The 13,851-nt window shown below is 61.1% G+C and carries 7 protein-coding genes; 2 read left to right on the top strand and 5 right to left on the bottom strand.

Features of this window, described 5'->3' with window-relative positions; genetic code table 11:
* The first annotated feature begins 20 nt into the window (after positions 1–20).
* Together JKL48_RS20465 and JKL48_RS20460 are read left to right on the top strand one after the other, a co-directional pair.
* Positions 21–917, top strand: coding sequence for a YicC/YloC family endoribonuclease (locus JKL48_RS20465; protein ID WP_201986827.1), 897 nt, complete (start codon positions 21–23; stop codon positions 915–917).
* A gap of 411 nt (positions 918–1,328) precedes the next feature.
* Complete coding sequence (locus tag JKL48_RS20460; RefSeq protein ID WP_201986825.1) at positions 1,329–1,793, top strand: hypothetical protein; 465 nt, start codon at positions 1,329–1,331, stop codon at positions 1,791–1,793.
* Between the two features lie 81 nt (positions 1,794–1,874).
* Here JKL48_RS20460 and JKL48_RS20455 read toward each other — a convergent pair whose 3' ends face one another.
* From JKL48_RS20455 to JKL48_RS20435, 5 genes are all read right to left on the bottom strand, one after another.
* A complete protein-coding gene (locus JKL48_RS20455; RefSeq protein WP_201986822.1) occupies positions 1,875–3,683 on the bottom strand; it encodes a VanZ family protein in 1,809 nt (602 codons plus the stop codon).
* A 30-nt stretch (positions 3,684–3,713) separates the two neighbouring features.
* Positions 3,714–4,094 carry a glycine cleavage system protein GcvH gene (gene gcvH, locus JKL48_RS20450; RefSeq protein WP_201986820.1) on the bottom strand — a complete coding sequence of 127 codons (381 nt, stop codon included), beginning with the start codon at positions 4,092–4,094 and terminating at the stop codon, positions 3,714–3,716.
* Between the two features lie 74 nt (positions 4,095–4,168).
* Positions 4,169–11,725, bottom strand: coding sequence for a T9SS outer membrane translocon Sov/SprA (gene sov / locus JKL48_RS20445; protein ID WP_201986818.1), 7,557 nt, complete (start codon positions 11,723–11,725; stop codon positions 4,169–4,171).
* 228 nt (positions 11,726–11,953) lie between these two features.
* A complete protein-coding gene (gene ruvA / locus JKL48_RS20440) occupies positions 11,954–12,559 on the bottom strand; it encodes a Holliday junction branch migration protein RuvA (protein WP_201986815.1) in 606 nt (201 codons plus the stop codon).
* Between the two features lie 351 nt (positions 12,560–12,910).
* The coding region (locus JKL48_RS20435) for a phosphate acyltransferase (RefSeq protein ID WP_262896020.1) at positions 12,911–13,851 on the bottom strand (941 nt) is incomplete at its 5' end.

The raw sequence follows: 13,851 nt of genomic DNA, 5'->3' as shown, positions 1-13,851 counted from the left end.
CAATCAGCTCATTTCCCCCTATGCTTCTCTCCATGACCGGCTTCGGCCAGGCCCATCGCGAAACCGACACGTACACCGCCACCATCGAGCTGCGTTCCGTCAATTCCAAAACCCTGGACCTCACCCTGCGCCTGCCCCGCTTCCTGATGCCCCACGAGCTGGAAATCCGCAACGCGGTAGCAAAAGCTTTGCTACGCGGCAAAGTCAACCTCAATCTGGAATTTGTGCGGCCAGCTGCTGCCCGCGCCGCCACGCTCAACAAGGAGGCCCTCATTGCCGCTTTTCAGGAACTGAAAACCGTGGCCGAAAGCCTGGGCGTGACCGCCGGCGAAGAAACCTTCATGGCCGCCCTGCGCCTGCCCGGCGTCATCCCCAGCGCCACCGAGCTGCGCGATGCCGAGCCCACCGCCGAGGAAATAGCCTGGTCCGAGCTGCAACCGTTGCTGACCGAAGCGTTGGCCGCCATGCAGCAGTTCCGCCACGACGAGGGCCAGACCCTCAGCACCGAAATTCTGGGCTACATAGCCACCATCCGCCAGCAGCTTGCCTCCGTGGAACTGCACGACCCCGCTCGCATCGAACACGTGCGCCAGCGCCTGGCCGGCCACCTGGCCGAGCTCACCAGCCACGAGCAGTTCAACGCCACCCGCTTCGAGCAGGAAGTGCTGTACTACATCGAAAAGCTGGACATTGCCGAGGAGAAAGTGCGCCTGGCGGCCCATCTGGCCTATTTTGAACAGGCCGTGCACCAGCCCGACGAGGCCGTGGGCAAAAAGCTCGGCTTTCTGGCCCAGGAAATCGGCCGCGAAATCAACACCATCGGCTCTAAGGCCAACGACGCCACCGTGCAGCACCTAGTGGTGGGCATGAAGGAAGAATTGGAGAAGATAAAAGAGCAGTTAAACAACATTCTCTAGCAATTCGGTTGGCGCGACAAGTAGGGTATGATGCTGTTCATCGAGGAAACAATTGTGTTGACCGAAAATCTCATTTGATAGGATTATACGTGTAAATCTTGCAACGCAATTGGCACTGAATTGCCACTGGCGCTTAGTTCGGACTTTGTTTCGCCTGCAAGTTGGCCCATAGACAACCACTAGAATACTAGGCTGTTATTGGTAAATCCAAAATCAAATATCCTCGTACTCCCGAAAAAACAAACGATATTTGAGAACTCAAAGTTGGATATTTGGTTATTGTATCTAACTTGGGTGCCCGAATACGATTTAGCTACTCACCACTTATCGCCAATTAGTATGAAAATTACATTTTTACTCTGTATTCTGGGGTTGCTATTAACCTCCGCACGCCCTGCATCTGAAATTGAGTTGGTAAAAAAACGCGTCCTAAGTGAGCGGGTCGAAATCCTCATTCCCAAAGGATTTGAGGTGATGACCGAGCAGCAGATGGATTTTGCCTACGCCAAGTCCCAAAGCCGCCCCAGCGTTATTTTCACCAACAACAACCTCATCAGCCTCGCTTTCAACTACTCGGACAACGACGCCGACCAGGACATGGTGGACATCTACTCTGCTTCGTTCGGCAAGACCTACCACAAGCAGTACAAAGAGGCTACCTGGTTTGGCGATGGCGTGAAAAACATCAACAACCGCAAGGTGGGCTACCTCGAATTCATGAAGCCCGAAATGGGCCACGAGGTATACACACTCATTTTCTTCACCGACGTAGAAGGCAAGCTGATGATTTGCACCTTCAACTGCGCCGACCGCCAGAAACCCGAGTGGGAGCCCATTGCCAAGCAAATCATGCTTTCGCTGAAAGCCAAAGGCTAGGCTGTTAGCTGTTAGCTGTTAGCTGTTAGCTGTTAGCTGTTAGCTGTTAGAAATAAGGTCGGTAGTTGAACGCAGGTTCGGCTACCGACTATTTTTTTGGGTGGGCGCAGCGCCTTTTTCGTTGAGAAAATCACGCACCAGCCCAAACGCGCCGGCAAAACCAGCCAGAGACAGGGCGGCTGGTTTATCGTTTACGTCGTGGTAGGCGGTACTGCCGCCGCGGGTGTAGAGGAAAAACGCCGGTACGCCCGCTTCAGAAAAAGGGTAATGGTCGGAGTTAGCCGCTTTGCCACGGGCGCCCAGCGCGGGCAGGTAGTGGTGGGCGTCGTTTAGGGCTACCAAGCGCTTATAAGGTGCTTCGAACACTTTGCCATTCACCACGGTAGCACCTTGCTCGCCGGTACCCAGCAGGTCGAGGTTGACCAGGAACTTGATGTTTTGGAGCGGTACCAGGGGGTGCGCCACAAAGTATTGCGAGCCCACCAGGCCGGCTTCTTCGGCTCCAAAAAGGAGAAACACCACGGAGTAAGCCGGGCGGTTCGCGGGTTGCGCGTAGTGCGCGGCCAGCTCCAGCAGCATCGAAACGCCGCTGGCGTTGTCGTTGCCACCGGGAAAGTACACGTCCCTGCCCATCGTGCCCAGGTGGTCGTAGTGGGCCGAGACGACGAGGAAAGAATCAGGCTGGGCGCTGCCGCGAATGACGGCGGCGAGGTTCTGGGTTTGGTAGTTGCGCTGAACTTGGGCGTCGAGAGCGAAGCCGAGGTAATGGGCAATTGGTGCTGCCACCCGAGCGCGACCGGCAAAGGCGCCCCACGATTGGGCAAGTACTTCAAAACGCACGTTGGGTGCTACCTCACTACCGATGGAGGCCGTGAGCTTGGGCACAATGGTGAGACGAGCCACCGAGTCGAGGCGCTGCCGGAGCGGCGGCGGGAGGGCGCCAAGCAACGGTAACGCGCGTTGGGGCAGCACCAAGGCCCACTTGTGGCGAGGCTGCCGGTTTGCCCATTGCCACCACGTGCTACCGGCGTTGACCAGTATTGCGCTGTCGGGCAACTCGACCAGTGGAACCCAGCGAGTGGCGCCAACGGTGCCCGCCGAAGCCGGTGCGGCAATGTAGTCGAGCCCCGGCCGCAACGGCGCTTCACGCCAAAGCGGGCGCCCGCCGCTCCACATGGCGGAATCGCCAAAGGCCAGCATTATTTTTCCCGGAAACGTGTTTACGTCCAGCGTAAACGGCTGGGTATAGTTCGGCGCCAATGGCGTCAGCTTCAGCTCCCGGAACCGCTTACGCAGGTATTCGGCCGCAATGTGCTCACCCTGCTGCACGTAGCCGCGGCCGTGCATTTTCTCAGAAGCCAACGTTTCGATGGTGTGGCGGGCGCGGGCTATGTCCTGCGCCTGGGCAGTGGTAGTGGCTAGCATCAGGCCCAGCCAGCACACTACAGCTGCCAAGAACTTGTTTTGGCGGGCTTGGCGGGCGGCCCAGGCCGTAGCCAGGCCCACGGCTAAGCCGGCTCCGATGCTGTCGCTAATCAGGTCAGACCACTCGCCGTGGCGGCCCAGCTTCATGGTCATCTGGAGCACTTCGATAAGGGCGCCGAAGAGGACGCTGCCCACCAACGTGGTCGCGACTGCGTGGTGGGCCAGCCAGGGCCAGCGGCGCTGCCGATGCAGTGAAAACCAGCTAAGCGCCGCCAAAACGAAGAACACGCCCGCATGGGCGGCTGTGTCGAAGGACAGCAGCTCCCACACGGGCGTGCGCGGCATTTCATCGGAGGGGGTGAGGGTGAGCACCAGCACGACCACGGCCCAGCCAATGGGCAAGGCGGCGTAGGGCCGGAGCGGCACCTGTTGTAGCCTGGGCGAAGTGCGGGAAGGAATCGGCATACGACGCACAAGCTACAGCAGGTGCTACAATTACGCGCCTACCAGCTCGCCGTAGGCTTCGGCGGTCAGCAGCTCTTGCAGCTCTTCGGGCTTGGCAATGGAAATTTTCACCATCCAGCCGTCGCCGTAGGGGTCGGAGTTGACGGTTTCGGGGGCATCGGCCAGCTTGGCGTTCACCTCCAGCACAGTGCCGGTGATGGGGCTGAACAGGTCCGACACCGTTTTTACGGCCTCCACCGTGCCAAATACGTCGTGTTGGGCCACGTCCTTATCCAGCGTGTCGATGTCGACGTACACGATGTCGCCCAGCTCTTTCTGCGCGTGGTCGGTGATGCCGACGAAGGCAACATCGCCTTCGACGCGAATCCATTCGTGGTCCTTGGTATAGTGCAGGGTGGCGGGGAGGTTCATAGGTGTTTGGGTGAGTGGTGAAGTTGTGGGTTGGTCGGCCAAAAGTAAGCATTACGCCTCACCAACCTATCCCGTTACTGCGTCAGGCTGTAGCGCAGCTGCACGCCGCCTTCGGTAGCCGAGTTGCGGAAGGCGTTGCTGATGCGCGGCGTGGTGATGGTTTGGCTGTAGTAGAGCTGCAGGTTGAGGCGGGTGTTGAGCAGGTAATCGATGGTGGGGCGCAGCTGGAAGGTTTTCGAGCCGTTGGTGACCGTGCCCTGGGCGCGGCCAATGTCGCCGAGCGCCGTGGGGCTGGTGGGGTCGGTGCTATCGAGGATGCTGCGCTGCACCGTGATGTTGTCGCGGATGCTCAGGTCGAGGCGGGCAGTGAGGTTGTTTTTCAGCACGCGCTGCTCGCCGCCGATGCGGAAGGGCAGCTTGAGGCTGTTGGTGGAATAGCCAAAACCGACCACGATTTCCTCGGTGTGAATTTCCGTGACCTGGGCATTGGTGGTGTTCAGGGCAATGGCGCGGTCGGTGCGGTATTCGAGGCGGCCGGTGGCGCGGCTCACCGTCTGGAAGTTGATGCCAATGAGCGGCGACAACCGCTCGGCAATGCTCACCTGGCCCACCACGTAGTAGGGCAGGTACTGGCCCGAGGTATTGACGCGGCTGGGGAAGTCGGTATCGGGGTTAAAAATATCGGGATTGTAGAGCGTCGAGGTGGTGTAGCTGGCCAGGCTGTAAGTGGAAGAGTAGGCGTGGTTGAGCGTGAACGACGAGAAGTATTTCTTCACGAAAGGCAGGTCGGCAAAACCGTTGTAGTCGACGCGCCAGTTGGGCAGCGGCAGCCCGGCAAAGGGGTTGAAGGCTTTGGCCTCATAGCCGTCCGACGACTTACCGTGGTAGGCATCGAGGAAGCTCTGAATGAGCACTTCCTGCGAATTGTACCCATACAGACCCGTGTTATTGTGGTTGGCATCCGTGAGGCGCTGCCGCACAATGGCGCGGTTCTGCACAAACTGCTGGAAGGCTTTGGACGTCTCGCCGTTGGCCCCCAAGTCGCCGAACAGGGTTTGAATGGTGATGGTGGACATGCTGAACGAGCCCGTGCCCAGCAAGGGGTGGTCGGCCTGTGCGTTGCGCCCGGTCAGGGGGTTCACCACGGGCTTTAGGGTTACCGTATCGAGCAGCGTACGGTAGTAGATTTCGCGGTTGCGGGCCAGTTGGTGGCGGGCATCTACCTGGATGTTGAACCCCCGGAACGGCTCCAGGGCCGTGCGCAGCGTGATGGTTTGGGTGAGCAGCGAGCTGAGCGGCGTGTTCAGGTATTCGCTGTCGTGGGTGTACCAGTCGTTCTGCACGGCCGCCAGGCTATACAGGTCCGTGAGCGGGTACTGCTTACCAATGATGAAGGGCAGACCCGGCGCCGTGAATCCGTGGTCGAAGCCGAACGCCTGGGTTTTGGGCATGTAGCCGGGCAGCAGCGTGCCGTTGGAGCGCACGTAGGTGAAGTTGATGGAGCGGGCCGTCATCAGCGAGCGCAGCACGGCTTTCACAAAGCGGTTCTTTTCGCGGGTGGTGTCGGCGGGCTGGGCCGGCGGCGCGGCGGGCTCGCCGGGGCGCAGGGGGCCGCGCACGGCCGAGCGGGGCCGGGCCGTGGGCGGCGGCGCGTTGTTGATGATGTTCAGGAACTTCACCTTGTTGTAGAGCTTCACCAGGTCAATTTTGCCGTTGGCGCTCATTTCGGCGTTGTTCTGAATGGTGTTGCCCAGGTACAGGCTGGTGGTGAGCGTGTCCTTGGCTTCGTCGCCGGTGGGCACGGGGTACACCGGCTTGCGCAGCGAGGCCGACGAAGCCTGCCAGGTGTAGTTGGCCGAGTAGCGGGTTTCGGCGCTCAGCCAGTCGGTGAGCGGGAACTTGTCGAGCGGCAGCCGGTAGGTGAGCGAGGCCGTTTGGTTGAAGTTGACGGTGCGGCCGCCGCGCAACAGGTTTTCCTGCAGCAGGCTGCGGTTGCGGATGGCGTCGTCGCTCACCCCAATGGTGCGGCCCCGGCCTTCGTCCACCACGCCGCGGTTGTTGGCGGTGTAATCGAAAATCAGGCTCTTGGTCAGGTCCCACTTCAGGTCGTAGATGCGGCTGATGTAGAACGACTTCTGAATAACCGGCGCAATGCCGTCGGTGGTGGGCAGGGTGCCGGCCTCCAGCACCCGCTGCAGGAACCGCTCGTTGTAGCGCCGGTCAATATCCGTCCGGAACGAGAAGCGCGAGGGCAGGGGCGTGAAGTTGACTTCCTTGAAAATGCGCAGGTACGGGTTGTCCAGCACCTTGAAGTTGGCCAGCGGCTGGTAGTTTTTGGGCGTGGTCTGGTACACGTAGGCAATGGCGGCCGTGTAGGACTTGGTGTAGTCGCGGTCGGTGCGGATGTCGGTGTGCAGGCGGTCGGTGATGGTATAGCTCAGGGCCACGTTCTCGATGTCCCAGGGCTTGGGCTTCACCAAGGGGGCACCGGGCTTGGCGGGGGCCCGCTCCTTGCGCACGTTCAGGGCCGAGACGCTGCGGCTAGTGGTTTGGTCCACCACCAGCTTGCGGTAGGCGGCCTGCGCTTCGGAGTCTACCGTGTTGTCCGACTTCTTGAACTTCTGGAGGCTCTGCTCCAGCTTGGTGTCGGGGTCGAGGGGGTCGTAGAGGGGCGTGCGGCTTTCCTTGCCAATCTGGAGCAGCACCGGCAGGCGCAGGTTGAGCTGGGGCGGCAGGAATTTTTCGGCCGCGATGGTGGTGTTCAAATCGCCCCGGAACACGTCGTCCGTCGAGCGCTGCTGCACCTTGTCCTGCAAGCCCCCAAAGCCCACGCTGGTGAAGCTGCCGGTGGCCGTCACGTTGGCCACGTCGGCCAGCTTCATGTTGAGGCTGGCCCGCGCGGCGTAGCCCGCCTGCTGCTCAAAGTCAAACACCCGGAACTCATCGGCCCACAGGTTTACACTTTTCGAGGACGTATCGGAGCCGTCGCCCACCGGGTTCAGCACGCCAATCATCACGCCCTGCACCGCCGAAAAGTCGGGGTTGCCCACCACCGTGATGGAGGCACCATTCGCCAGCACCACCGTAAACGGGTCCTGCAATTTGTAGCCCTGGGTCTGGTTGCGCTTGGCTTTGGCGTCGATGAAATCCTGAAACGCCACGTCGAGGCGGTTGGCTTCGGGCCACACCGCGTTGGCCTTGTTGTCGTCCGAGCCCGTCACGTCGCTAACGTTGGTCAGCTTTAGGGGCAGCGAGTACTCGTAGTAGTTCTGGGTATAGTCGGTGCCAATGCGCAGAAAGGCGCGGGTTTCGTCGCTGAGCGTGTTGGGGTCTTCGGTGTCGCCGTGCAAGAACACCCGCAGGCGCTTGTAGCGCAGCATGTTGATGGTAATGTTCTTGTAGGCAGCCTTGGCGTAGCCATTGCGCAGGTTGGTCACGGTCAGGCGCAGGCTTTGCTCGTTTTGCAGGCGCGAGGTGCTGCTGCTGCCGTACTCCTTGTCGCGCAGAATGCCGGGCGGCGACAGATAGGGAATCTTCTTGCCCGCGCCGGCGGCCACCGCCAGGCCGTTTTCCTCGATGCTCACCGTCGAGATGTTGAAGGCGTCGACATCGGTGATTTGGTTTAGCGGCGCCTGGGCCCCCGGGGCATTGTCTACGATTTTGTTGTTGAAGCGGCGCCACTGGTTGGCCACAAACTGGGGCTGCACCATGCGCAGCACCACCGGCTCCTGCCAGCCGGTCATGTACATGCGCAGGAAGCGGATGGATTTGAAGCCGAACTCGCCCGAGTTGCCCTGAATGCCGGTGTATTCCCGAATCGGAATGCGAAATTGGTACCACGTCACCTGGTCGCCGTTCACGGTGTTGGTCACCTTGTCGATGATGTAGCGCGCATCCGGCGAGCCCACATCCAAGCCGTTCGGCGCGAGGTGCATCTTGTACTCGTAGTAGCGCTCCACGTCCTGCACCACGTTGTCGCGGTTCAAATCCTCCTTGTCGGGAAAGGCCGTCGACACGAGCTGGCTGTTCTCGGCCGAGTTGCCCTCGTAGCCGTTGTAGTTCTTGTAGCGGCCCAGCAGCTTGGTGTTGGTTTGGTCGTAGCTGGGGTCGAGGTGGTGGCGGAAGTCGTCGGCCGAAGGGTCGGGCAGGCCGCCATACAAGGGGCTCACCGTGCCCAGCGCCGGCGGATAAGCGCCAAAAAAGGCCTGCTCCGTGGCGTCGTTTACGCCGTCCAGGCCCACGTCCTGCAGGGCCCGGGCGCCCGGCGCCGCATTAAAGGCATCGGTCAGAAACTGTTGGCGCGTCACCCGGCCCCAGGGCGACTGCTTGCTGTTGTCGGCAATGTCCTGGGGGTCGGTGGTGGTGGGCAGGCCGTTTTCGAATTCGTGCTGGTCGCCGTCCTTCAGCACGTCCTCGCTCACGTTGCCCAGGTTAATTATCAGGTCGCCGCCGTGCGTGTTGGGCTGGTCGTTGCCGTCCTGGTCCGCAATGTTCACCCGCTTAGGGTCGGCATTGGGGTTGGTGGTGCTCAGGAAGGGGTCCATCAGCCAGAACTCCAGGTATTCGATGTTGGCGTTGTCGAAATCCGTGTCGAAGGTGATGGCCCGGCTCACGCCGCCAAACTTGTCCTGGGGGTTTTCGCCCAGGGCGAAGGTTTTGCCCCCGGCATTCACGTTGGGGTTGAAGTTGTAGGGGCCGCGCTCCTTGGGATAATACGCCAGGTCAAACGTGTACTCGTAGCCGTTGCCGGTCGCGCCCAAGTCCTTGTTCGGGAACACCTCATCGCGCCGCACGCCTCGGATGTAGTGGTTGGTGAGGTCGGTGGCGCCGATGTTGCCGGGCACGCTGGGGCCGCCGGTGTAGTAGCTCTGGTCGATGGTGTACCAAGCCAGCTTGGCCCGCTGGTAGTTGTAGGGCAGGCCCACGGCCGTGCTGCCCAAAACGGGCGTGGGCGTAGAAGCCAGCCGCCAGGCCGGAATGCTGGCCAGCCCGCCCAGCGTGTAGGGCGTGCGGGCATTCTCGAAATCGTCGATGTACGACACGCCGTTTTCGCCGTTGCCGAGCTGCGAGCGGCCCGGCAGCAGCTTGGCAAACTCCCCGCTGAAGGCAATGGTCGACACTTCTTTGGTCGACACGAAGGGCAGCATGTCGAGGTACTTGGTGAGCACCCGGCTGTCTTTCCGAATGCTGCCGTCGAGACCAATGAGGGTGTTGTTGCCGGGCTCGTCGCCAATATTGACGCGGTTGATGCCAGGCGCCTGGTTTTCGAGCAGGTGCAGGGCCGTGCCGCCAAAGGTCACGTCCTTGTTCAGGCGGTAGTCGAGGCGGGCGCCCACCAGCTTGCGCGGCTGCACCTGCACCAGCGCATTTTTTTCAAAGGTCACCTTCAGCTCGTTGGCCGAGTTGAGGTAGGCCGGGTTCAGGATTTTCACCTTGGCCTGGTCGTAAAACACCTGGTAGTCGGTGCCCTCGGTGAGCAGCGTCGAGCCCGACATCACCCGCACCGAGCCCTGCGCAATGCCGATGCCCGGCAGGTTGATTTCGTCGGAGCCCGCCCCGCCCTGAAAGCGCCCGCGCAGGAAAAACTTGTCCTTTTCCTGCCGCTGCTGCGCGTCGCTCTGGGTCTGGTTGTACAGTTCCGAGTATACGTACTTGGCGATTAGCGGACGCTCATCTACAGCCACGGTATCGAACTGCGTGCGCAGAAAGGAACCGAAGGGCTGGAGGTTCGGGAAAATAATCTTGCCCAGCTCCGGGTCAATGGTCACGCCGGGGAAGTAGTCGAAGTTGCCGTCCGGGTTCCGGTCGTTGTTCGAGTTCACGTGGTCGAGGTTAAGCACCTCAATGAGCGGCCGGTTCGCAATTTTGCTGCCTTCCTTTAGTGAAATCAGGTCGACGCCCGTCGCGTCGTCCTTGTAGATGATTTGCAGCTGGAAGTTGTCGCGGCTCAGTTGCGAGGCGTTCAGGGGATAGATGTTTTTCATCATCAAATCCCAGGTCGGCGTGTTGCGGGTGCGCAGGTTGGGGTTGCGCGGGTTCTTGCCGGGGTCGGCCACGCCCACGCCGGGGTTGCTGGCGCGCAGCATTTTCAGGAACACCACCTGGTCGGCGCCCACGCTGGCGTAGTCGTCCGAGGTTTCGCCCACTTTGTAGGTTTTACCGTTGTAGAGGTAGGTGTAGCTCACGCCCAGCACCTGGTCGGGTAGCAGGGCGGTGTTCAGGCTCAGGTAGCCCAGCTGGGCGTTGAAAGTGTATTCGCGGGGGTCGAGCTTGCGGGCCCGCACGCGCTCAAAGTCCACGTTCTTGGCCAGGCCCTGCCCATTTTGCAAAAAGTCATCGACGGTGGTTGCGTCGCGGGCGCTGGTGCCGCCCCCCGTCAGAATGCCAAACTCGGAGTTGGCCGTGTTGTTGGCCGGCGTCTGAGCAGTGGCGGCCTGGTTGGTCTGAAACTTGCCCTGGTACAAGCGCAGCGGCTCGGCCAAGTCGGTCAGCGTCACCACGTTGCGCAGGTTTTCGGTGGTGCGGTTGTCGTTGGTCACGTACACCTCCAGGCGCGAGATGGACACGCCGCTCTGGATGGTGGGCAGGTTGCGCAGGGCCTGGTCGTAGCGCTCGCGGAAAAACTGCGACAAGAAAAAGTGCCGGTCCTTCTCGTACTGGCTGGCCTTGATTTCGTACTGACGGCTCTGCGCGCCGTTCTGGATGCGCACTTCGTCGGCGGTGCCGCGCACGGTGGCGGCCACGGCCGTCACGCCCAAGCGGCCAAACTGCGTCGTCACCTTGGCCCCAAACAGGTTTTGCCCGCCCTGCACCAGCGAGTTGGTGAGCGGCAAACTCACGTTGCCCAAATCCACTTTCCGGATGATGTCGGTTTCCTCACCGGCGTAGTCGAACTTCATCTGGTTGTCGAAATCGAACGCGGCCTTGGTGTCGTAGTTGAACACCAGCTTGAGCTTGGTGCCAATGGCGCCCGTCAGGTTGACGTTGATGTTTTGCTCAAACAAGAAGTCGCCCACGCTCTGCTGGCGCAGGGTCAGGGCCGGGTTTTCGTTTTTGTTGAACCGGGCCCCAAACTTGAGCGTAACCGAGCCGGCCGGCCGGATGTCGACGTAGCTGCCCCCGAAAATGCGGTTCGCCACGGGCCCGAGGTAAATCTTAGGAATCAGGCGCTGGGCCTGGGGCGTGCCCGCCGCCGCCGCCGGCCCCGTAATGCCGCCCTTGGCCTTCTCCCGGTAGTAGTCGCTGATGGCCTGGCGCCGCTGGAACTCCTCGTACTGCTTGTACGTAAGCACGCTGGGGTCGCGGTAGTCTACGTTGGCCCCTACTTTTTCCTGTACGTCAAACTGTTTCAGGCTGTCGTCCACCGCCACGTTCAGCTTCACGCTTTTGGGCAGCGGCAGCACCAGCGGCGACTCGCGCCGGTGCGACCCGAACGGGCTGCCGGGCCGGTCGCGGGGCCGCACGCGGGGCCGGCGGCTCGGTTTGTACGGGCCCGTGGTGTCCACCACCGCCCCAACGGGCCGGGGGGTATCGGCAGCCAGGGCACGGCTGGCGCGCAGCCACGCGTTGGTCAGGCGTGCGCTGCCGGTGGGTGTGGCTTGGGCCCACCACGCCAGCAACGACGCAACCATAACAACCGACGCGGGGAGTAATTTCTGACCGGATTTCAAGCAGGATAAAGGTTTAGCGGATAGCTAGTAGCGGATAGCTGTTAGCCCATAAGACATCGTCGGGGCTCGGACGGCTCATCAAAAGCGAAGCGTAATGGGTAAGGCAAGGCCACAGCGCCTCCGACGAGGCGCACCAGCGGACCGCTAGTAGCTAAAAGCTATTGGCTCACAGCTAAACACGGCCGCGGCTCAATGCGACTTCAAAGCAAATTTAATCAATTCCTCCACGCTCAGCTCCCCACCGTGCTTGTGCTGAATCTGGTCCAACTGCTTCTCGGCGGCGGCCCGCGCGAAGCCCAGGGTCACCAGGGCCTGCAACGCTTCGGCGCGCCGCGTATTGTGTTGCCGCGCCAGCGGCACGGTATCCACGCCCGCTTTGGCCAATAATTCATCCTTCCGCAGCTTGTCTTTCAGCTCCAGAATCACGCGCTGGGCCGTTTTCGGGCCCACGCCCTTGATGCTCTGGATGGCCCGCACGTTCTCGTTCACAATGGCTTCGCGGATTTCGCCCACGCTCATGCTGCTCACCATCACAATGCCCGTGCCCGGCCCAATGCCCGACACCGAAATCAGGAGCATAAACAGCGCCTTCTCGCTGGGGTCGAGGAAGCCGTAGAGCGTCTGCCCGTCTTCCTTAATGTGCTGGTAGGTATAGATTTTGGTGGCCGCGCCCTCGGCGGGCAGCTTGGAGTAGGTGGCCAGCGAAATCCGGACTTCGTAGCCGATGCCCAGGATGTCAACAATGGCCAGGGTGGCGTCTTTGTAAGCAAGTTTACCGTCGAGGTAGGCAATCATAGGCTGGGAAAGGAGAAACCAGGAGTGTATTTGCGCAACACCAACGCCACGCTTTTATCTCCCAAATTTACTGGCTTTTCGGCCAAAATTTTTGGAGAAAATGAGGAAGGTGTGAAGGGGCCGAATTATGGCCAAAAGCCCGTCATATTCGTAGTCCCGTCCTGCTGAGCGCAGCCGAAGCATCTCTCCCACGCCACTTGTCATCCTGAGCACAGCGAAGGACCTTATCACGCCAGAACGCATCGGCAGAACGTGAGAAGATACTTCCTTCGTCAGCATGACAAGCGGCGTGGGAGAGATGCTTCGGCTGCGCTCAGCAGGACGTTCTAATCTACCTCCGCCTGCCCCTACTCACAGCGCCTTGCTGCCGGTTTGGGCATCCACCACGGCGATGGCGGCCATGTTGACGATGTCGCGCACCGAGGCGCCGAGCTGCAGGATGTGCACGGGCTTGCGCAGGCCCAGGAGCACGGGCCCGATGACCTCGGCCCCGCCGATTTCCTGCAGCACCTTGTAGGCGATGTTGCCCGACTCCACGTTGGGGAAAATCAGCGTGTTGGCGCCTTTTTCGGCCAGGGGCGAGAAGCCGTAGTTTTCCTGCAGCAGCTGCGGGCTCAGGGCCACGTTGGCCTGCATTTCGCCGTCAATCAGCAGGTGCGGGAAGCGCGCCTTGGCCAGCTCGGTGGCCCGGCGCGTCTTTTCCGGCAGCGCGCCGGCGTTGGAGCCAAAGTTGGAGTAGCTGATGACGGCCATGCGCGGCTCGGCGTCGAAGAAGCGCACGGCCCGCGCCGTGAGGCCGATAATCTCGACCATTTCCTCGGCCGTGGGGTTGATGTTGACCGTGGTGTCGGCGAAGAAGTACGGGCCCTTCTTGTGCTGGATGATGTACATCGAGGCCACCCGGCGCACGCCTTCCTCCGTGCCGATGACCTGCAGCGAGGGGATGATGCTTTTGCCGTAGTCCTTCGTCAGGCCCGTGATGCAGGCGTCGGCCGCCCCGGTGTCCACCAGCATGGCCGCGTAGTAGTTGCGCTCGCGCATGAGCCGGCGCCCTTCGTAGAGCGTGACGCCCCGGCGCTGGCGCTTTTCGTAGAGCCGCTGGGCGTACGCTTCGCGCGTGGCGTCTTCCCGCAGGATGTTGATGATTTCGCACCCTTCCAAGTCCAGGCTGTTGGCGCGGGCAATGGCTTCGATTTTTTCGGGCGGCCCCAGCAAAATGGGCCAGCAGATGCCCTCGTCGCGCAGAATCTGGGCGGCTTTGAGCACCTTGTAGTTGTCGGCCTCGGCAAAGA

Origin of the sequence: Hymenobacter rubidus (assembly GCF_016734815.1) — a bacterium.
In the GTDB taxonomy this organism is placed as follows: domain Bacteria; phylum Bacteroidota; class Bacteroidia; order Cytophagales; family Hymenobacteraceae; genus Hymenobacter; species Hymenobacter rubidus.
This window is presented reverse-complemented; position numbering and strand designations above follow the sequence as displayed.

Excerpts from the sequence above, each read along its gene's own strand:
- JKL48_RS20465 (WP_201986827.1), top strand. The coding sequence starts at position 21 with ATGCTTCTCTCCATGACCGGCTTCGGCCAGGCCCATCGCGAAACCGAC.
- gcvH (WP_201986820.1), bottom strand. The coding sequence starts at position 4,094 with ATGAACCTCCCCGCCACCCTGCACTATACCAAGGACCACGAATGGATT.
- ruvA (WP_201986815.1), bottom strand. The coding sequence starts at position 12,559 with ATGATTGCCTACCTCGACGGTAAACTTGCTTACAAAGACGCCACCCTG.
- JKL48_RS20455 (WP_201986822.1), bottom strand. The coding sequence starts at position 3,683 with ATGCCGATTCCTTCCCGCACTTCGCCCAGGCTACAACAGGTGCCGCTC.
- sov (WP_201986818.1), bottom strand. The coding sequence starts at position 11,725 with ATGGTTGCGTCGTTGCTGGCGTGGTGGGCCCAAGCCACACCCACCGGC.